General features: G+C 47.3%; 20 protein-coding genes. 6 read left to right on the top strand and 14 right to left on the bottom strand.

The window, feature by feature from the left end:
• Nucleotides 1-41: 41 nt before the first annotated feature.
• Nucleotides 42-1,199, bottom strand: coding sequence for an MFS transporter (locus MKX75_RS02745; protein ID WP_339168328.1), 1,158 nt, complete (start codon nt 1,197-1,199; stop codon nt 42-44).
• 208 nt (nt 1,200-1,407) lie between these two features.
• Nucleotides 1,408-2,823, bottom strand: a complete 1,416-nt coding sequence (locus MKX75_RS02740; protein ID WP_339168326.1) for an ATP-binding protein — start codon at nt 2,821-2,823, stop codon at nt 1,408-1,410.
• Between the two features lie 438 nt (nt 2,824-3,261).
• On the opposite strand from MKX75_RS02740, the gene MKX75_RS02735 reads away from it, so the two are divergent.
• A complete protein-coding gene (locus MKX75_RS02735) occupies nt 3,262-3,915 on the top strand; it encodes a phosphatase PAP2 family protein (RefSeq protein WP_339168324.1) in 654 nt (217 codons plus the stop codon).
• A 4-nt stretch (nt 3,916-3,919) separates the two neighbouring features.
• Here the strand turns inward: MKX75_RS02735 and MKX75_RS02730 are convergent, their stop codons facing one another.
• The 10 genes from MKX75_RS02730 to MKX75_RS02685 form a co-directional block, all read right to left on the bottom strand.
• Entirely contained in the window at nt 3,920-5,431 is a 1,512-nt protein-coding gene (locus tag MKX75_RS02730) for an HD domain-containing phosphohydrolase (RefSeq protein WP_339168322.1), read from the bottom strand.
• Between the two features lie 251 nt (nt 5,432-5,682).
• A complete protein-coding gene (locus tag MKX75_RS02725) occupies nt 5,683-6,621 on the bottom strand; it encodes an anti-sigma factor (RefSeq protein ID WP_339168321.1) in 939 nt (312 codons plus the stop codon).
• Nucleotides 6,618-7,214, bottom strand: a complete 597-nt coding sequence (locus tag MKX75_RS02720; RefSeq protein WP_062837286.1) for a sigma-70 family RNA polymerase sigma factor — start codon at nt 7,212-7,214, stop codon at nt 6,618-6,620. Before MKX75_RS02720 ends, MKX75_RS02725 begins: the two co-directional genes overlap by 4 nt.
• Before the next feature lie 999 nt (nt 7,215-8,213).
• Complete coding sequence (locus MKX75_RS02715) at nt 8,214-8,525, bottom strand: hypothetical protein (protein WP_076332695.1); 312 nt, start codon at nt 8,523-8,525, stop codon at nt 8,214-8,216.
• 172 nt (nt 8,526-8,697) lie between these two features.
• Nucleotides 8,698-8,805, bottom strand: a complete 108-nt coding sequence (locus tag MKX75_RS02710; protein ID WP_201028111.1) for a sporulation protein YjcZ — start codon at nt 8,803-8,805, stop codon at nt 8,698-8,700.
• Between the two features lie 43 nt (nt 8,806-8,848).
• A complete protein-coding gene (locus MKX75_RS02705) occupies nt 8,849-8,953 on the bottom strand; it encodes a hypothetical protein (RefSeq protein WP_017690880.1) in 105 nt (34 codons plus the stop codon).
• Nucleotides 8,954-9,266: 313 nt separating this feature from the next.
• A complete protein-coding gene (locus MKX75_RS02700) occupies nt 9,267-9,776 on the bottom strand; it encodes a hypothetical protein (RefSeq protein ID WP_339168320.1) in 510 nt (169 codons plus the stop codon).
• Nucleotides 9,777-9,805: 29 nt separating this feature from the next.
• Entirely contained in the window at nt 9,806-10,501 is a 696-nt protein-coding gene (locus tag MKX75_RS02695) for a sialidase family protein (RefSeq protein WP_339168318.1), read from the bottom strand.
• Nucleotides 10,502-10,526: 25 nt separating this feature from the next.
• A complete protein-coding gene (locus MKX75_RS02690; RefSeq protein ID WP_339168317.1) occupies nt 10,527-10,901 on the bottom strand; it encodes a hypothetical protein in 375 nt (124 codons plus the stop codon).
• A gap of 219 nt (nt 10,902-11,120) precedes the next feature.
• Entirely contained in the window at nt 11,121-11,447 is a 327-nt protein-coding gene (locus MKX75_RS02685; protein WP_076332692.1) for an MTH1187 family thiamine-binding protein, read from the bottom strand.
• A gap of 774 nt (nt 11,448-12,221) precedes the next feature.
• On the opposite strand from MKX75_RS02685, the gene MKX75_RS02680 reads away from it, so the two are divergent.
• The 4 genes from MKX75_RS02680 to MKX75_RS02665 all read left to right on the top strand — a co-directional run bounded on the left by MKX75_RS02680 (nt 12,222) and on the right by MKX75_RS02665 (nt 17,980).
• Nucleotides 12,222-14,540, top strand: a complete 2,319-nt coding sequence (locus MKX75_RS02680) for a ribonucleoside-diphosphate reductase subunit alpha (RefSeq protein WP_339168315.1) — start codon at nt 12,222-12,224, stop codon at nt 14,538-14,540.
• A gap of 208 nt (nt 14,541-14,748) precedes the next feature.
• Nucleotides 14,749-15,780, top strand: a complete 1,032-nt coding sequence (locus MKX75_RS02675) for a ribonucleotide-diphosphate reductase subunit beta (protein ID WP_062837278.1) — start codon at nt 14,749-14,751, stop codon at nt 15,778-15,780.
• Between the two features lie 166 nt (nt 15,781-15,946).
• Nucleotides 15,947-16,921 (top strand): SMI1/KNR4 family protein, encoded by a 975-nt coding sequence (locus MKX75_RS02670; RefSeq protein WP_339168313.1) that lies wholly within the window; start codon nt 15,947-15,949, stop codon nt 16,919-16,921.
• Nucleotides 16,922-16,942: 21 nt separating this feature from the next.
• Nucleotides 16,943-17,980: an aminoglycoside phosphotransferase family protein gene (locus tag MKX75_RS02665; protein WP_339168312.1), complete on the top strand. Its 1,038-nt coding sequence runs from the start codon at nt 16,943-16,945 to the stop codon at nt 17,978-17,980.
• 173 nt (nt 17,981-18,153) lie between these two features.
• On the opposite strand, the gene MKX75_RS02660 is transcribed toward MKX75_RS02665, so the two are convergent.
• Nucleotides 18,154-19,965 (bottom strand): S9 family peptidase, encoded by a 1,812-nt coding sequence (locus MKX75_RS02660; protein WP_339168311.1) that lies wholly within the window; start codon nt 19,963-19,965, stop codon nt 18,154-18,156.
• Between the two features lie 140 nt (nt 19,966-20,105).
• Nucleotides 20,106-20,525, bottom strand: coding sequence for a metallothiol transferase FosB (fosB, locus tag MKX75_RS02655; protein ID WP_076332688.1), 420 nt, complete (start codon nt 20,523-20,525; stop codon nt 20,106-20,108).
• Between the two features lie 155 nt (nt 20,526-20,680).
• On the opposite strand from fosB, the gene MKX75_RS02650 reads away from it, so the two are divergent.
• Complete coding sequence (locus MKX75_RS02650; RefSeq protein ID WP_339168309.1) at nt 20,681-21,580, top strand: SDR family oxidoreductase; 900 nt, start codon at nt 20,681-20,683, stop codon at nt 21,578-21,580.
• The last annotated feature ends 12 nt before the right edge of the window (nt 21,581-21,592 follow it).

Genomic DNA, 21,592 nt, shown 5'->3' with positions numbered 1-21,592 from the left:
GGTTGTTCTGTCATCGAAGTGCCAGTGTAAATATTCAATATCTATTTTAACAGTACACGACGTCCAAGGGTAAATGTAAGAACCAGCATCACTAGACCAACCCCCACCTGAAATCCGTAGGCAGAGATCCAGGCCAGTGCATCGGACCAGGTTTCCATCTTTTCATACAGCCAGCCGCCCATCAGCGGCCCAAGAAACGAAGTCACTCCCGTCAGAGCCGAATACACGGCGACAAACATGGGTCTTTCGCTTTTCGGTGTATCTCCGATCGTAAAGTTAAATGCCAGCTGATTGAATCCACCTACACCGATCCCAAGGAAGATATGAGATAGAAAGAGCGCGACCAATACAGGCATGAACGACATTAACCCCCACGACAGACAGGAGAGTGCAATGACAGGCAATGTCCAAAATAAAAGAGTTTTGTTGCTGAATCTGGCATTCAGATTGCCCCAGACATAGAAACCGGCCATCATAACCAGCGTCTGGACTACCGTGATCAGGGACACGGTCTGATAATTAATATTCAATAGATCCAACATCACATAGGAATAAAGCGGAACAATCAAGGTCTGAATCAATAACCAGACAGCCAGGAACAGCGTTGCTTTAAGAAAAGAACGATCTTGGAACGGCTTGATAAACATCCGCCAGAAAACCTTTTCGGTAGAACGTTCAAAAGGCACGTCCGGATAGAAGAAATAGATGACTGTATTCGCGATTGCACAGATCCAAACCGGAATAAATAGGATCAAAAAGCCCATTTCTCCGGGATAACGATCCAAAACAATGCCGCCTGCGAATAAGCATACGCTTCCAAGTGCATTCAGAATCGTATTTCGAATTCCAAAATAACGCCCTCTCACCTTGGCAGGTACGATATCGCCAATCAGTGAAGTCCAGATCATGCCGCCGATGGTATTTGATATAAAAGCAACCGTATACACACCAATATATACGCTTACCCACCACTCTTTGGGAAATATAAACGGGATCAGTCCCGTCGCACTCCATAAGATACGATGTGTGCCCACAAATAGCAGCAGCATGCGTTTTCGGCTGCGAATATGCTGCATCCAGTAAGCTGCTCCGATCTGGGCAATGTTCACGAACGTGGTAATCGCGAGCACAAAGCCGATATGTCTCGACCCGGCCCCAAGGTACAGCAGAAACCCGGTTAAAAACGGGCCTCCCAGCAATGTCTGTAAAATAATTGCCGGTACACCCTCCCATGTTGCAATCGATAAATTCGTGCGTTGTGTCGAACCCTTGCGCCGTGGTTTGCTTGCTAACGGGGGAGGGTTAACGTTGACCGTCTTCTGTATGGGGATACACTCCTTAGACCGGGTCTCGAACGCCGGTCGATGCTAGTTGTCACCCCAAATTCTACTCACGGCGCGAAGGTTGTCAACTCATTTTTTCACGGTTCAACGGAAGATAGAGATGGAAGGTGCTGCCCTTCCCTTCAACGCTCTCAAGTTCAATCGATCCTCCCAGTAATCTGGCCAGATCCCGACTGATCGAAAGACCGAGTCCAGTCCCGCCAAACTTGCGGCTAATCGATCCATCTGCTTGCTGAAATGCTTCAAATATGGAATGATGCTTGTCCTCAGAAATACCAATGCCTGTGTCCTGAACGGAGAAAACGAGCCATCGATTCTGAATACTTGCATTCTTAATCTGCTTGGTGCTTACGGTCAGCGTGACCTTCCCCCGGTGAGTGAACTTGATGGCATTCGACATCAGATTCCGCAAAATCTGTTGAACCCGCTGAGGATCAGACCAGAGTGTCTCGGGCAGTCCTGGCTTTTTATCCATTTGCAACTCAATACCTTTTTTCTCGGCAACCAGCTGAAAGTGACTCATGGCATCTTCTGTAAGTTGTGCGACACTGATATCCTCCAGTACAATATCCAGCCGTCCCGCTTCCACTTTGGACAGATCCAGAATATCGTTAATGAGCGTGAGCAGTTCCTGGCCAGAGTGATCAATCATGGTGGAAAAACGTACAATCTCCTCCTGATCCATCGTATCAGCGTTCTCACTGATCATCTGGGCGAAGTTAATGACACTGTTCAGTGGTGTACGCAGCTCATGTGACATATTCGCCAGGAATTCCGATTTGTATTGGGAGGCAATCATCAATTGTTTTGCTCGATCCTCCAGCACAATCTGGGCTTTCTGTAACTCTTCTTTTTGCACAGACAATAGCCTGTTTGTACTCTGGATAAGCAAAATGCGATTCTGTTCATTCTGAAAATCACGTAAAATGAATGCAAACATCAAACTGAGCGCAATACCTGTAGGAAGCGTATACGGCATAATATGCGAGAAAAAATATGTAGCCGGGATTACCCCAAAAATAGCTATGCCTATACTATTAAATACGTTGACGATGAGTATCACTAATACGCCTTTACTGATTAGTCTAAAGTTGCTGCGTCTCATCCATATATTTAAACCCGCACATATCAGTCCAAGAAGAGACATATTAATTACCGCTGCTACAGTAGCGTCCGTGATGCCAAAAGTCAGCCTCGACAGTCCAATCCCGACACCTACGATAATTACGCTATAGGGTTGTCTATACGTTAAAACGGCAACAATTAAAGGGACATAACGAAGATCAAAGATCACTTCATCGGTAAGTTGAAGGCCAAAAACCGTGCTGATCCAACCTGCAAAAATAAGGACAAGCACGGAGCTGATCTGCTTCATTCGAGAAGAGATACGTATTACGATATATTTATAGAACACACTAGCAAGATAGGCAATCGTTATAAGCATCCCCATATTCAATACGAACATTTTTGAAAATTGCATTCACTCACTCCTGTTGTCCCGACTTTACTGGCCAAATTACCTTCGTCCGTATGTGTTTCTATCATATCATGCCCATTGAAGCTTACGCATTCCTTCTTCGTCAAAAAAATACACAAAAATACACAAATCAGGATTCAATTTGTGCGCTGGACGTAGTAAAATATATTGTTGTTTAAATTTAAACTACTATATAGATTGAACTAAAGAATAATTACACTTGCCACTCCGATGACAGAACAACCTTCTGATCGCTGTTATCCCCAAATTTTTTCGATTCCCTTTTCTGAAAGGGAAAACCCGTGGATAAAGGCGAAGCGTATGCTTCTTCAGGTTATTTCTGTCCTCTCCGTTCTCGTGTAAATGAATGTATAGTGCAACTTATATAGTTATTTGCTGGGGTCATGTTCGTCGGAACATGAATGAAAGGAGAAAGATGTTGTGCAATTGTTAAAAAGCAAATCCTATTGGCTGTCATTGAGTTTAATGCTGTCTTTGGCCGTCATGGGGCTGTTCTACGATATTTTAAATAGTCCGGAACGCGGGTTCGTAGTGCTTGATTCCTCGCTTGACCGGTTCATTCCCTATGTGCCTGCCATGTCCATTCCATATTTGGGCTGGTACCCGTTTGTATTTGGTGTGCTGGCTTACCTGTGTGCTAAGGATCGCCTGACGTATTACCGCGTTTTGTTATCCATGAATATCTGTGTCTGGATCTGTTATCTGATCTACTTCAACTTTCAGACCATGGTACCGCGTCCGGAACTAACGGGGACAGGTCTGGGAGCATCTGTTCTGGGGTGGCTCTATAGCCAGGATCGCCCTTATAATTGTTTTCCAAGTATTCATTCTCTTCACTCTTATCTCGTTATGCGTGCCGTTCTCTCGGTTCCAAGCATCCGCAAACCCATCAAGATTCTGGTGGCCGCCGGGGCAGCAACCATTATCGTATCCACGCTAATGATCAAACAGCATGTGATTTACGATGCCCTGGGTGCAGTCATACTCGGCGAATGTGTTCTCACCATCATAACTGGCCTCTCTCAATACCGGAGACGCAGAAAAGAATCGAAGTGGACAGAGGGGATCAGCTGATCCCTCACTTCGACGGTTTCTGAATATGCTGTTGTCGTCTCCATTCATCAATAAACAAACCTGCAAAATAGGGGTCCCATTGGGTCCCTTTTCCTTCTTCCAAAATCGTTAGCGCTCTCTCGTGACTCATCCCATTCCGGTATGGTCGATCAGACGTCATGGCATCAAAGGCATCCGCAACCGCAATGATGCGGCCAAATAGCGGAATCTCATCACCTGCCATTCCGTCCGGATACCCTTTGCCATCGTATCTTTCATGATGGGATCGTACACCAGGCAAAAAGTCAGCCATGGCATCAATTGGTTCAATCTGGAGCAGAATGCTCTCCCCCTGTACGGGATGTGTCCGAATAATTGCGAATTCTTCATCGCTTAGTTTTCCATCCTTCAGCAACACCTCATCAGGTATGCCGATTTTCCCGATATCATGGAGCAGGGCTGATTTGTACAATAAATCCGCCTGTTCTTCATCCATTCCACTCAGCTTGCCGATCATCAGCGAATACTCTGCCACACGCATCGAATGCCCTGCCGTATATTTATCTCGGGCGTCCAATGCAGCCGCCAACGTAGAAAAATAACTTTGCAGCAGCTGCCGATTACGTTCCTGTCTCATCTCAAGCCGATTAATCATCATATTGAAGCCGGAGATCAACGCCGAAAATTCATCCGCATACAGATCTGGGGCTCTTCTGCCAAGATCTCCCCCTTGAATTCGGTTCATCTCATGTGTCAGTTCAGCAACCGGATCACGAACATCCCGAATCAACAGCCAGCTGCCAACCAGTGCAAACCCAGCGCCTAGAATGACGATAAATACGCCCCACAGGATGTACTCTTTTGCAAACTCACTATCCATATACTGAAGCCGAATATATGTAGCCAGAAAAAACAAAAATAAAGGAAATAATCCGATCAGTGCCGTACTTAGCTGAAATTTACGCTGAATCGACACCAGGATGCGTCCTCCCAGTGAAGGTTCCATCCCATACTGGACTTTGCCTCGATGACGAATCTCAAGCAGCAAGGGTCTAACTGCCCGCACCGTCAGATAATACTCAATCAGTGCATGCATGACGGCGATCAAAATTGCACACGCAGCTGCCACCACAACGTACCCATAAGGGAAGTCAAGCCACCCCGTGGATATCATCCATATTGTTAATCCGGCTGCCGGAATTGAAAAACCAAGCATGTGCGGACCCATAATCCGATATATGGTCTGTCCAGGGAAACGATGAACACTCTCATACATGCGGTTCAGTTCATCTTTCTCGTGATGCTCGGAAGCAAAAAATTGCCTTATGGGTCCAAGCTGCGCCCACAGTGTAATTAATTCTGCAACAAGCATGAACAAAAGTGATATCAACACAATGAAGATGAGTCGAACAAATTGAATATTGGGTATCTGCAAGGTGGATACCATAACCATTGTACCGACAACAAAAACAGCTGCCAGTGAACCGATCAGATAATTGCGTAGCAGACGAAAAATAAATGAACGGTATACTTCCAACTGAACCCCTCGCTCTCTATGTGCAACCAGTTCTCCCTTGATGTCACGGGGAGATTAAGGGTATAGCCTCCTATTTGTTTATCGGTTATTCAAACCAAAAAAATTAATAAAATCTGCTGATTAGACACCAAAACTCCATCTATCGAAACGTTTCAAAATATTTGACCCTTTGCGCGGTAACTTGGTGGCAATCCGGACAACAAGAAAAGGCCGCTCCACGAAGGAGCAGCCTTTTCTGATATATCCTATATTTATCCTTTGATCTTGGCAGCCAAAATCATCGTACCGCGCGGCTCATCTCCCATGGCATCCGGTTCAAGCGTGATCGCAACCGTATCATAGTCGTTCGCCGAATCCAATGTGTAGTATACCGCTCCCGTGCCGTCACGACTAAGGAAAGTCCCCGCATTCTGAGGGGTATCTCCCTTGATCAACCAGACCTGAAATGCCTCGTTGCCTTCCAGGTTCGGCAAGTTCTCAGCCTGCACAACCAGGTGAGTGCCCTTGCTGTCAATCACGATGGTTGCGAGACCCTGAGCTACAATATCCTGCGTTGCAGGATTAAGCTTCACTGCCTCGCCCGTCTGCATGCCCTGTGCAGGTTCCAGAGCTGATGCCAGCTGCTCCTGCAGCTGCGCATTCTGCGCCTGTGCCTGCACCAGTTGCTCTTGCGTAGCCGACGAGCCCGCCGCCTGCTGCGTCAGCGAGTCGATCTGGCTCTGCAGCTGCGCCGTGTACACGCCCAGCAACAGTGCCGCTGCCGCAAGGGCGGCACTGGCTATGCGCCAGGCGCTGCTGCTGCGCGCACGCGCGCGTGCTTGTGGCTGCCATGGCTGTGCCTGGGCAGCCTCTTCCACCCGGGCCGCACGTTCGTGCTGCGGCGCAAGGTCCTCCTGAAGCACCACGGGTGCTTCAGGCTGTGCAGGAGCAGCCGCTGGCTTCGCCTCGGCGCTCTCCTGCACATGTCCGAGCACGTTGCCCAGCACACGTGCTCGCATGCCAGGCGGCGGTGCTACAGGTTCCGCCGCAAGTGGCAGGAAGCCAGTCACTTCCTGCAATTCCCTCACCTCCTGGCGACAAGGTTCGCAATTGGCCATATGCGCTTCAAACGCCGCCACTTCCTCTGCTTCCAGTCCGCCCAGCACATACATCGGTGCCAGATCAGACCACTCCTCATGTCGTTCTATCATGGATGTATGCCCTCCCTTCCCGCGTCCGGATGCAATTCAGCATCGGCCAGCAACTTTTGGAGCTGCCGCATGGCAAGCCTGACACGGCTCTTTACTGTACCCAGCGGAATCCCGAATCGGCTGGATACTTCCTGCTGGGTTAATCCCGCATAATAAATCGATTCGATAACTTGTTGCTGATCACCGTTCAACTGGGACAACGCCTCTTTAATCCGGGTGCCTTCCCATTTACGTTGTACTTCTTCTTCCGTGTTCGTATCTTCATCGGCATAGGCCGCCAGTGTCTCGTGTTCAACTGAAGTAGCCGCTGCTCCTTTTGATTTCCGCCTCAGCATGTCCACTGCAATGTTACGCGTAATCGCAAACATCCATGTGGTCAGCTTCCCCTGTGAGGCATCGTATCGTTCAGCATTATTCCAGACCCGCAGGAAAAGTTCCTGAACGGTCTCCTCTGCCGTCATGGGATCACCAACAATCCGGTAGGCAAAAGAGTATACCGCTCGCTCATAACGGTCATATAAAAGCTCCAGTGCGGAAGCATCTCGTTCCGCAATCTGCCGCATTAACCTGCTGTCCTCCATCGATTCAGTCATGCGAGGGCCCCTTTCTGTTTCTTCCCTCTTATTATAACCTACGCAGAAACTTTTGAAGAGGATTACCTCAATGGAGAAATAGTTTGAAGAATTTTCTGTATCTTTTCAAACTAACCTTTCAACTTCTAACTTAAAAACAGTCTGAAAACATGTTGCTCTGTTCGCAGCTTTCCTTTTTATTGCAAAAAATTACAACCTGTGGTATAGTATAAGAGTTGTATTAAACAACCTCATATGATTTCTGTCTTCTTTAAACCCCGGAATATTTTCTTCATGCTGCGACCGCAGCGAATAAGCACAATCAACCTATGAAGATTGAAGAACCTGCATAACAATAACCCGGTAGTACAGAGTTTCACAAGATGTTCCCATTCACACTGGCGCGGTCATCGGAGCCGCAAGGACAAAAGAGAGGTAGGGCTTTTGTTGTTTTGGATATCACTTATTCTTGAGAAGATTGAAAACATACACAAGCACCCGGAATTGGGTTCCGGGTGTTTATCCATGTCTACATACACATTTCAGCATCATCTACATACTGTTGGACACCGTTCCTTCACTGAGAAAAGTCTCTCCTTGCGCTCACCAGACGCTAACGAATCCTGCACACCTTATATTGAGAATTTCTGTGCTATGTAAAATCTAACGAATCTCAGCCACGTTAATCGATGTCAATTCATCAGTATAGGCTCCAAACATGCCCAAATTCAGATAATAAGATGTCTCCGATTCGTTAAATTATCGAAATGGCAGAAATTCATGGAATAGAGCCTGTGGAGTTCGTTAATTCGAGCAGACCTCCCCTTTTCCCATTCTAATCCCCACGCTCCTTCACTTAATTCTTATAAAAAAAGGGACAACGCAGGATAATTCCCTACGCTGTCCCTTTCTGAATCATAGGTACGTTATGCCCCAACATGGAACTCAAACTCGGAGTTTATTTAGAGCACCTATCGTAACGATCCACATTCAGCAAAGCCGCGTTGCACTCACTACTAATTAGATAAACATGGTTTTAGAGATAATAACCAGCAAGATGAATAATACGAGGATCGTACCCATGGAGCCCCAGCTGCTGCCGCCATGACCGTAGGATACCCCACAACCCTGTTGATAACCGTGCATCATTGGAGCCTGATTGGCATGGTGTCCGTACCCATAGCCATATCCCATTGGCATTGTTCCACAACCATATCCATACCCATGCATTTCATGACCTGTGTATTGGTATCCTTGCATATGCTCATAACCTCCCGTATGTCCGTATACGTGTCCCTGTCCGTTCGGTGAATTCGGTTTTACTTCGCTCATTGTTCATTCCTCCTTAACATTTGCCTACACCCCTAAGCTATGTATTTAGCCTACCTCTGGACCGGGCTATTGCCCTCATTTTGACAAAATGGGCGTTTAACCGTTGGGTGCCCTTCCCATGCTTGTCCTCTACAAAAAAAACCCCACCGGTTGCCCGGCAGAGCTCGCCATATTATACCCAGAAAGATTTAGTGATGATTACGAGAAGAATGAACAGAACCAGGATTGCTCCAGTCGATGTCCAGCCGCCGTATCCTACGCCTTCAACTACTTTGCTCATGCAGAACCCTCCTTTACGAATATATTAGGGTCCAAACGGTTTATTAGATCAAGAATGCTTTAGAGATGATGACCAACAAGATAAAGAGAACCAAGATCGCGCCAGTCGATGTCCATGCGCCGCCGTATCCACCTACTACTCCACTCATGTAAACCCCTCCTTTGATTTGAGGTACAGTTCACTATATGCACCGATCACACATGGGACCGGGCTCAGGTCGAAAATGGGCTGTTTTTTCCATCGACTATTCTCTAATTGCATATACATAAAGGGTTAGTTCTTCGGTGCGCCAATTACCAACTTCTCTTTTGAAAATGTTGGTGGTGGTTATACCAATGCTACTTTGATTGGTGCTTCACTGGTAATTGCAGATTAATATGTTACATGCATATACAAAAGGACCAGCTTAATGAACATTAAGCTGGTCCTTTTGTCCTTTAATTTATAGACACATCTCTGTTTTATGACCCGAAATATACATCCAGCTTCCCTGTGGGCGGGGTTGTCGCCATCCATACCGCAGCCAGATTGTCAGGTGCCTGGGTGTAAGCAGTGATATAGTCGCCAATGAGTACCGTAGGTGTAGGCGAGTTCCCATTCGGATTGAACGATGTTGTAGTAAGCCTCCGATTCGTAAAAGTCGCCCCCCCCCCGTCAAACGATTCCGCCACATAGACATCCAGCAAAAAACCATCGAGCTGGTTGGTGTAGTAGATAACCCGTATTACACCGGTGAACGGAGATACGGTAATGGAAGGAAAGAAATTCTGTGTCCCCACCGGTGCTCCTGTAATACTCACTGGCTCACTCCAGAGCAATCCATCGGGTGAGGTACACATGAATACATCCGTATACCCATTCCGGGCATCATTCCATACCGCGTAAACAGTATCACTGTAGATACTGTTGGATATGTCCGCAGCCAGATTCAGGTTTTTTTGGACACGAAATGCATAATTGGGTACAGGCAAAACCTGCGGTGAAGGTACAACGGAGGCAATTAGAGTGGACTGATTGCTAATAGGTGGCTGGAATGTAGTGCCCCCGTCATAGGAAGTCCGAAGTAACGCATACGCACTCCCAGGACCCGTGAGGATATAACCGGCGTAGACTTCCCCTGTGAATCCAATCCCGATGGTCGCCCGATCATGGAAACCTCTTGGATGGAAATTCGACTCGGAATCTGCCAGGTTGACGCCACATCCTCAGATCGTTGTAAAAAGATTGAAGACGCTGCCGTTGCCAGCGGGGTATAGCCAACATAAACATTCCCTCGATACGGACTGCCTGGTGTGCGGTCACAGGCAATAAACGGTTCATCATTGTGGACAACGAGTCCGTAACCTCTGTTTATAAATACAGGCGGAGTCCAGGTCACCCCATCGTCAAGTGATGTATAGCTGATAATCGTTCCGTCATTCTCCCCATTGAACACATGCACCGTCACAATGAATGTACTCGGAAAGGTATAATCAATCGTAGGCGCTTCCGCACCTTCGTATCCGGCAGGCTGTGGCAAGATTGCTGTCGTCCAGGTCTGCCCCCCGTCAATGGAACGATAGAATCCGGTCCGTGTCGGTCCCGCACTTGTATCGACCGCAACAACGCACATAATATTGGGAAGTAATATATTAACCGCAATGGACGGTTCGAACTGACTGCCACCCAGTGCTCCTGTAATATTTACAACCGGCATCTGCATTCACCTCCGCCTATTGAAATTATGGAATATTGGTAAAGCGGTCTATCCACATCATCTCCGATTGCAGCACACGCTGCGTGATATTGCCTACGGAGTCCAAACTATAAGCCTGAATAATCGTGCTGGTTGCGCTGAAAAAGTCACTCTGCACCTCAAAATAATCAGCAGTGTTCAGGGTGTACAATAAAGTTTTGGACACTTGAGCTGGTAGCTGGAACAGATCATGACGTATTGGAATTCTCGCGTTCTGTGAAGTGTCCCAGCGAAAGACCTGAAGCTCAATGTTGGACGGGATGTTAACCGAATCATTCAAACAGGTCACAATTAATTGTGTGGCACGATCAACCCCGTTTGGAGAGTTAAAGAGGAGACCTGTACTATAGGGCATTTTCATCGCTCCTTTCCTCTTATACCACCGTCGACAAAGCTTGACAGTATACTATAAAACATGTGATCTCTCGTTGAAAGACACGGCAGAATCTGCGAATTTCTGAAAGAATCCTTGCAAGAATCTTCTAACTTTGAAAACCACAATAAAGAGCAAAAACTGCAAGCCCCGGACCGGGACTTGCAGTAGTGATTTGAGACTATTTTTTTCACGCGTTGTACTTGGTTAATTAGGTCTTGTCTGAAGTGATGTCAGTTTGTCCTGAACCGATTGTAGCTTCTGTATGCTTGAGGCATCCGGTTTATCCCGACGGTCGTCGATCTTGACAGATGTGGATACACGCTGAGCTCCTGACAAAAACGGTGCTTCATGCAAAGCCGCAATTGCTGTAAAGACCTCGTTAAGCGGCCCCTCAATAATGGTGCTCATGGAAGTTAACTGATATGTAATGCCCCGTTGATGTTCCAATACCTTCTGCATGTCTGCCACATAACTGCTCAGACTCGTCGTACCTGTTCCAATTGGAATTACAGTCACTTCTGCTATTGCCATTTTGCTCCGCCTCCTCTGGGCCCCGTGAACAACCGCTGCCACTTATTTTTAGTCGATTTTTGACTGTTTTTATTCTACCAGTTGAATACGTTACAATTCAAACTGACGTGAAGACGTCATTCAAATTGGTCAAAATTTTTTTTTGATAAATCTTCAAATCTTCCAGTCCTTTTCCTTTGCGGATTCCTGGCTTAAATGGTATACTCGGAATTACGTTTTACTGTATCGGCCCACTTTACAAACACAATATGTTGGGTTACAGTATGTTGACAGCTACAAAATGTAGTAACACTAGATTTCTCCGCTTCTATTAGTCACCTTCTGCATTCTCGCGAAAAACAGGATGAAATCACCTCCAAAGGCACGTCCCTGTAGGTGTAAATCGCTTTCTCGAAACAGAGTTGACTCGGAGGTTAACGGGGCTGTTTGGACTGCATCCGGTATCCTCAAACTACAGGTACATCTGCAATAGACAAAAGCTTACATAAGCACCCTTTTCTGTCGATATACTGAACCTCTAAGACAGTAAGGAAGCCAGAGCATCCATGGGCATTTTCAGCCGCGAGGCGGGGAGAATGCTTTTTATATGAGCATGTTCTGCATTGTGCTGTTTTGTGCTCCTCAAGTTGAGCGATTTAAGACATGACCTGTCACCGCCGTTTCAGTCCGCCAAACGCAACCTTTACCTTTTTCTCACCGTAAGAAGACACTCAATTCTTTATATAAAGAATTTCTCCAATTTATCTCTTAAACATGCGAAAGCGAGGAATATTCATGCCACAAGTTGTGACCAAGCCGAACAACCGCCAGCTTGCCTTTGATGATATGCGCATCTCGGTATATGCAGACCGTACTCTGGAAGGACTGGAAATGCTGGACAAGGAACGTCTGGTACGTGGGGTAAACAGCAAGCTCCGCCGTGATGAAGTTACCGGAGACGAAATCAGCAACGCTTTTATCATGAGCGCACTGGAACTCGTAACTAAAGAGGAGCCTAATTGGAAATTTGCAGCGGCACGCTCCCTGCTCACTTCCCTATACAAAAAAGCGGCTACCAACCGCAGATACAAATCTTACGCGGACGAGCCTTACGGGGCATTCCATCCTCTCCTTGTAGATCTCGTGAAGAAAGGTATCTACCGCGAAGAATTGCTGGAATGTTACACCAAAGAACAGATCGACGAACTTGCTGAGTGCATTGACTATCGCAACGATCTGCTCTTCGATTACATCGGCTTGCTCACACTGGCAGAACGTTACCTCGCTCACGATTTTGATGGAAAAGTAATGGAATTGCCGCAAGAACGTTATATGGTAATCGCCATGTTCCTAATGCATCAGGAACCTGCCGAGAAACGTATGGATCTCGTCAAGGAAGCTTACTGGGCAATGAGCAACATGTACATGACCGCAGCTACTCCTACGATGTCCAATGCAGGAAAAAAAGTAGCCGGACAACTCTCCAGCTGCTTCATTGATACGGTGGACGACTCACTCGAAGGTATCTTCGATTCCAACACGGATGTAGCACGTCTGAGCAAAATGGGTGGCGGCATCGGCGTTTACCTCGGCAAAGTCAGAGCTCGTGGTTCGGATATCCGTGGTCACCAAAATACAAGTTCCGGTGTAATCCCTTGGATTCGCCAACTGAACAATACAGCGGTCAGCGTAGACCAGCTCGGTACACGTAAAGGTGCCATTGCCGTCTACCTGGACGTTTTCCACAAAGACATCCTGGCTTTCCTCGATCTGAAGCTGAACAACGGCGACGAGCGGATGCGTGCGCATGACGTATTCCACGGCATCTGTCTGCCTGACTTGTTCATGGAGCGGGTATCCACTCGCGGCGAATGGAGCCTGTTCTGTCCGCACGAAACGAAGAAAGTGATGGGCTGGAAAGACGAAAATGGTCGTGCACTCGGATTGGAAGATTTCTATGATGAGTCCTTTGGCGAAGGTGCGTTCCGTGATAAATACGAAGAAGCGGTGAATCACCCACTGCTGTCCCGGATTACAGTACAGGCGATCGATATCATGAAGCGTGTACTGAAATCCCAACTGGAGACAGGTACGCCATACATGTTCTACCGGGATACGGTTAACCGCGCGAATCCTAACCGTGCGCACGGTATGGTATACTCCTCCAACCTGTGTACCGAAATCATGCAGAACCAGTCTGCCACTGTGATTGAAAAGGAAGAACTCGTAACCAAAGATGGACAAACTCGCATCGTGATTTCCAAAGTGCCTGGCGACTTTGTTGTCTGCAACCTGAACTCCATCCATCTGGCACGTGCTATACCTCATAATGTATTGGAACGTCTCGTTCCGATTCAGGTGCGCATGCTGGACAACGTTATCGACATTAACAACATTGAAGTGTTGCAAGCCCAATATACCAACAGCCAATATCGCGCAGTCGGTCTGGGAACGTTTGGACTTCACCACCTGCTTGCTCTCGAAGGCATTCATTGGGAGTCTGAAGAAGCGGTAACATATAACGACAATCTGTATGAAAAAATTAACTACCTGCTCGTGAAATCCAGTATGGAGCTGTCCAAAGAAAAAGGACATTATCCGAAATTCAAAGGTTCCGATTGGGAAAGTGGTCACTACTTTGACCAACGCGAGTACACGTCAGGTGAGCGTGTAGGCGAGTTCGTGACAACCGAACAGTGGAAAGAACTGCAAGCTGAAGTACAACAAAACGGTGTACGTAATGCTTGGTTGTTCGCCATTGCACCTAACGGTTCCACGTCCATCATTGCCGGTTCAACGGCTAGTATTGATCCGCTCTATGAGCTGTTATCTTATGAAGAGAAAACAACGTACAAAATTGCCAATCCGGCTCCGGATCTGTCCGAAAAAACAAGCCCTTATTACCAAACGGCGTTCATGGTGGATCAACATGCTTCCATTAATATGGCAGCTGCCCGTCAGCGTCACGTCGATCAGGGACAAAGCTTCAACTTCTACGTTCGACCGGATATCAAAGCAACCGAATTCCTGGAATTGCATCTGCACGCCTGGAGAGCCGGCATGAAATCAACTTATTATGTTCGTAGCCGGGCATTAACGATTGAAGAAGCTTGATTTTATCGCAAGTTACGTTTTATCCACGATAGAGAAGATTTACTAGATTCAAGGTGACCACCAGGGCATCCTGTTTTGATTGCAAAATGGCGTTGCCCTGGTTCTTTTTTGCCTAAAATACGATCACAGCATCGCAAGATGTTGATATAGATGCTTTTCCAAAGTTCTGTCGGCAGAACATTATGAAATTCAAGGAGTGAACGGAACAATGCAAGTACAGAAAATTTTCAACACCGAAGCCCCTAACCAATCGACCCGTATTATTGAAGGTGAATGCTCCGGTATCCTGAACTGGAACGACATTCGCATGCCTCATATGTACAAATTATACAAAGTACTGCTGCTCAACCACTGGATCGCAGACGAGATTCCAATGTCCAAAGATGCTTCCCAGTTTGCTCAACTGGACGAGGAAGAACAACGTACGTTCAAAATCAATATCTCCCTGCTCGCGGTACTTGATTCCATGCAGACGATGTTTGTTGGTGACGTAAAACGTTACTTTACTGATTCTTCACTCGAAGCGATCTCGGCCATTATCGGACAACAGGAAGTCGTTCATAACCAATCGTATTCCTACGTCCTGTCTTCGATCGTATCCGATCGGGAGCAAAAAGAAATTTTTGAATACTGGAAACATGATCCAGTTCTGCTTGACCGCAACCGTTTCATCGCTGATATCTATCAAAACTTCCGGGACGAGCCGTCTCCACAGACATTCTTCCAAGCGATGGTAGCCGATCTGGTACTCGAAGGAATCTTCTTCTATAGTACGTTTGCCTTCTTCTACAATCTGGCCCGTGACCAGAAAATGATGGCAACCAGCCAAATGATCTCGTATATCCAGCGGGATGAAAACCAACACTGCTACTTCTTCGCTGAAGTGTACAAACAGTTGCTGGTAGACTTCCCTGAACTGAACACACCTGAGAACATGGACTATGTATACAAAACCATCCATCGTGCTGTTGAGCTTGAAACCAACTGGGCACATTACACACTCAGCAACGTACGCGGTATTGACCTGAACGAGTTGGAAGACTACATCAAGTACATCGCCAACAAACGTCTGCGTCTGATGGGTATGGAGAAAGCGTATGAAGGTGTGGATGTAAACTGCATGCCTTGGATCAAACCATTTTCCGATGAAGCACTGAATGCAACCAAAACCGACTTCTTCGAAGCCAAATCCCGTAACTACGGTAAAGTTGGCGACGATAACGGATTTGACGATTTGTAAACTCTACTGATCGAGTATTACCAATATAAATAAGCACACATTAAAGCACTCCCTTGGATAGAATGCCTTCATGGCTATCTGCATGCGGGAGTGTTTTTTTGTCCCTTAACCTAGTAAGATAGTTTGGAAGAGATTCACATCCCTCCGACTGAAATGAGGCCTATTAATGGATAGAGAACTGCTGGAACAAATCAACTTGTGGCATGAGCAGGACCAATTCAGACTCATTATCGAACGTATTGAACGTATCCCCGTCTCAGAGCGGGATTATGATCTGATTGGTCAACTCGCCAGAGCCTATAATAATGACGCACGATACCGCGAAGCTATTCAACATTTGTTGTCTGTCGAGGAGCAAGGGGTAAACGACCCGCTCTGGCAATATCGCTTGGGTTATGCATACTGTTACATCGCAAGTTATGAACAGGCACTACTGGCTTTTGAGAGAGCTGACGAACTTCTGCCTCATGATGAATCTACCCTTGAATTCCTTCGCCAGATTCGTCCCCAAGCGGAGAAGATGCGGCTGGATCGTCAACGCCATGAAGAGAATATCGCAGCATTGGAGCAGAGCGGCACACAGAACCATCTAAGAGCGGCATCAGGGACTTACGCTCCCGCAACGTTCTGGGTACACAGCGATTATGCGCAGGAAAATCATGTATCGGAACCTTTTGATGAAGAAGAGATCGTGTCTATTGAGAAGGAACTGGGGTACAAGCTGCCCGCTTCCTATATTCATTTAATGAATACCCAGAACGGCGGCATCCCCGCGCGCACTGTATTTCCTACCAAAGAAGCGACTTCCTGGGCTGATGATCACATCGCCATTTCAAGCATTATGGGAATCGGACACGATAAGATATACGCGCTGGGCGGTGAGTTGGGAAGTCGGTTCATGATCGAAGATTGGGGATACCCCGATCTGGGGATTGTAATCTGTGATTGTCCGTCCGCTGGTCATGATGTCGTTATGCTGGATTATCGATTCTGTGGTCCTGAAGGCGAGCCTTGTGTGGTTCATGTGGATCAGGAAAATGATTATGAGATTACATATCTTGCGCCGAATTTTGAAGCTTTCATCCGTGGCTTGCTCGATGAGGATACGTATGACCTGTCTGACGAACAGGATGAGGACTAAAATCCAGGAGGGTCCGGCCATATGACAACCCGTATATATTTTGGTTCCAATCAGCTCGGCGAAGTGGCCGCAGCTTCATTGCAAGATGCGCTGAATGAATACGATCTGGGAACCCTTGAAGATTATCAACGAACGGATAAAGGCGTTATGGGTCAGACACTGCTCATCCGCTCTTCCCGTGGAGAATATATTCTGAAAGGTAATCCGTTATACTCAGGACAGTTACAGGAAGAAAAGTTCTTCGTAGAACAACTGGCGAAGCATACGTCCATTCCCGTCCCTGCCCCCTATTTATTACATGAAGATATCAATCTTCTAGGTTGGAGTTATGCCATCATGCCGCGCCTGCCCGGGAATCACCTGTATGATCCAGCATTCCAGATCTCACTGTCACAGCAAGATCAGGAAGAGATCGCCTGTATGTTTGCCCATACTTTGGCTGAACTGCACCGCTGGAAGGTGCCTGATGCTGGGGAATATGACCCTGTAGCGAAGCAGATTGTTTCCTTTGCAGGCGATTATCTGGACTGGTTGTACGGAACTATCCGCCACTGGTTACATGATGCTGAACAGTACTCGGTGATTACGGATGAAGATGTGCAGTGGGTGGACGAGCAATTCAAGAATGCGGAACCGGCATTTCGGTCCAAAGCTGTTCCCGGGTTTGTCATGGGAGACTTCAAGGTCGAGAATGTGCTAGTTCAAAAAAAGGATGATCCTTCTTCAGACTGGCAAATTAGTGGTCTGTTCGATTTTACAACTGCCTATTTCGGAGACGGCACAGCCGACTTGACCAAAATGTCCACCAGGTATGTCCGTGAGGGTAAGCCAGAACTGGCCGCACAGTTCCTTCGCTGCTACCGGGATCTGGTCTGTGCAGCAGATGTGGAGAAATGTCAGCACTTCCGTGCACGTCTCAGCGTGCATCTGCTCTATCAACGTATCCTGTGGTGGGGTGAAGCCAAAGCGACAGGACAAGTGACGTGGGCAGCCGACCTGCCTTTTGCACAGTGGGCAGAGCAATCCATTGATTCAATTCTTGCATTACTGGATGATTAGATTTAGACAGGGTGCTCAAAGGATATCGGCCTTCCAAACTTACGTATGTATACTTCCATATATGTCGCCCAACATCCGGGCGAATGCATAAAACCGCCAAAGATCAATGATGATCTCTGGCGGTTTTCGTCCTACCACGATATATTTCGATCAACGATGAAACCCCGCTCAACTTAAGCCTGTGCGACGGGTGACTCCTGATGTTTCTGCAAAAACTCCAACATCCGGCGATACACGAGAATCTCGTTTGTCTTTCTGGAGAAGCCATGACCCTCATCGTCCAGAACGATGTATTCCACATCCAGCCCCTTTGACTGAAGCGCAGCCACGATCTGATCGGATTCAGCCTTCACGACTCTTGGATCATTGGCTCCCTGAATGACCAGCATCGGGTTTACCATCTGATCCAGATACGTAATCGGTGAATCCTTCGTTAGGCGTTCGCGGTCACGGATCGGATCACCCAGCCAGTTATCCATCATCGGCTTCCAGTCTTCCGGCACGGATTCCAGGAATGTGAACAGGTTGCTCGGCCCAAAAATATCGACCGCGGCCCGGAACAGCTCCGGATGGCGCCCTGCTAGTAGCAGGGTCATGTATCCACCGTAACTTCCACCTACCACAAACAACCGCTCCGGCGAGGTAATTCCCTGATCAAACAGCCAGTTAATTCCGGCAACACAGTCCAGCCTTGGGCCTTCGCCCCAATCCCGCTCAACCAATTTGACGAATTCCGCACCATATCCGGTACTGCCACGGAAGTTCGGTGCAAAGATATGATAGCCCTGAGCGAGCATCATCTGGAACATTGGCCGGAAAAACTTCGCTTCCGATGCTTGCGGCCCACCATGCGGCCAAAATACCGTGTAACCATTGGCCTGCTCAGGCTTTGCTTTGAACAAAAGCGCTTCAATCTCCAGTCCGTCGTAGGAGTTATACCGAATGACGTCTGGGTACACGAGATCACTTGGGTCTAGCCCGGTTACCCGATTGGCAGTCAGCGGCTCCCAGGATTCAGCACCTGCCACTTTGCGATAAATGTTATGCGGCAGGATTGCTCCACGCCCCAGAATATATACATTACCTGCCTTCGTAACAGTCACCTGCTCAATTGTATCCAGCGGCATCTCTATGCGCCGAGGCTCATCGACATTTTTACCCAATACGTACATACGATTCTCCGGCCCTGTAAGTGTCCAGAAATATAAGGTCCCGGAAGCCTGATGCCAGCGGATGTTCTCCACATCTTCCCCTTCAATTTTACACAATGGACGGAACTCGCCGGAATCGATGCGGTACTCAGCCACATATGAGTATGATGAGTCATCATTAGTGATCAGCAGAAGGCGATTGTCATCTGCGAAAATCAGATCGGATACCTGACTCTGCCGCTCTGAGGCTGGCAGAATCACCATTTCTTCATTGTTACGATACAGATGAGCTGTCTGATACGTATTTGAATACATTTTTAAAATGACATAACTCTTCTCGTCAGGACTTACAGCAACCAGGCTGCTCGTAACCTCTTCTCCACTGTATAACAGTTCATCCTCACCTGTCTCCAGATCGATGCGGCGTGAATTCAGATAGTTCGGATTACCCGCGCTGGTGACATAATAGAGACGTTGTCCATCCTCGGACAACTCAGAGAAATAACAGCGATCATTCGGCTCTGCCGGTACAACAGGCAGTGGAACACCACCCTCTGGCTTAAGTGCATAGAGATGATAGTTCTCGTCACCATCCCGATCAAAGGCGGTAAGAAGATGACGTCCTTGCGGGTCTGCTTTAATAAATTGACTGCTCTGATTCAAGTACGTTAAAGGATACGGGTACCCTCCGGGCAAATCCATCGCCCAAATATTTGGCTGACCGTTCAGATTGCTGTCCATGAACAAACGTTTCTCGTCGGCCGATACGGCAAAATGCGAAATTCGGTACGTCTGAAAATATTGCTCGACATCCGGTTTAGGGAACTGAATCATGACAAACCTCCTTGGAATTGAACCAATGAATTCAACATTGGTAAATTAAGGTACCATTTGTCCATATTATAGGTAATGACAATGTTTAGACAATAGATATGTGAGTTATAATTCCGAATCTCCCCATTTTTATCTCAAACTCACGGATAAAAGGTCATATGAGCTTTGTCTTCGCGATAATAATCCAGCCTTTGCTTCATCGTACCTGTATGCAGTTCAAACAGATGACCATCCGGATCGGTAAAATAAACAGATAACGCATCCCGCGGATCTCTGGGCCTTCCGGGAAGAATGTCAGCCCCAGCTGCTCGCAGCTGCTGCACAGACCCGTCAAACTCCTCTTCTGTAACGGTAAATGCAATATGGGTATAGGTTCGTTCCGTATAGTTGCGAATAACATCCTCCTGATTCAAGGCGATCCACAGACCGGCAAGCTCAAAATACGCCAGTTTGCGTCCCTTCACCTGAATCTGGGCACCGAGAGCCCGTTCAAAAAAGGTAATGGACCGCTCCAGATTGGATACGGAAAAGCACAAATGATTAATTCCCTGAATATTCATGTGGCTCCTGACACCTCCATCAATTTAAGGACCTATCCTTATTATGGTATATTTTGTGCAAAAAACAACAACTCTGCTGCCTCCCCTCGCACCTTCTTCTGGGCGAATGCATAGTTTATCCGTATCAATGAACGTTCGAGGAGGATGTTTAGCACATGAACCCTGTCTATCCTTTTTATGGTGAGAAAACGGTGTGTAAAGAGCAAAAGCTGGCATTCCCACCCCAGCATCAGGAACAGCAACCTGGTCTGGAAACCCTGATGGTGCCTGAACCAATTAGCGAAGATCCTGCTTATATCGGCAGTTGCAAACTCCAAGGCAAAGTTGCGATTATCACAGGTGGTGACAGTGGAATCGGCCGGGCGACAGCCATCGCTTTTGCCAAGGAAGGTGCGGATATCGTCATTGCTTATCTATATGAACGGACAGATGCCGAAAGGACTCGCGAGCGGATTGAAGAACTGGGGCAGCGCTGTCTGTTAATCGAGATTGATCTCCGCTTAAAGAAAAACTGTGAGGCTGTCATCCGCACGACGATGGAAACCTACGGGAAGATCGATATTCTGGTTAACAACCATGGCGTACAGTATGTGCAGCCGAGCATTGTTGATATTACGGAAGAGCAGCTCTATCACACCTTTCAGACGAATGTATTCGCCTATTTCTTTCTGATCCAGGCCGCTCTCCCCCATCTGTGCAGAGGTGCCTCCATCATCAATACAGCTTCCATTACGGCATATAAAGGTAACATCCAGTTGATCGACTACTCCTCCACCAAAGGAGCTGTCGTGTCGCTGACTCGTGTACTCTCCCAATCGCTTGCTGCACAGGGAATCCGCGTGAATTCCGTTGCTCCTGGCCCCATCTGGACACCGCTCATCCCTGCTAGTTTCTCTGCGGAGGATGTACAGGTATTTGGAACAGATACGCCCATGGGTCGGGCTGGCCAGCCTTACGAACTGGCGGCAGCTTACGTCTATCTCGCCTCCCGCGATTCATCTTACGTCACAGGTGAATGCATTCATGTAAATGGCGGCGATATGGTAACAACTTAGGGTAAAGTGGAT

This window comes from Paenibacillus sp. FSL R5-0341, from assembly GCF_037975235.1.
GTDB lineage: Bacteria > Bacillota > Bacilli > Paenibacillales > Paenibacillaceae > Paenibacillus > Paenibacillus amylolyticus_A.
The sequence above is the reverse complement of the archived record's forward strand: the minus strand, read 5'-3'. Positions and strand labels throughout refer to the sequence as shown.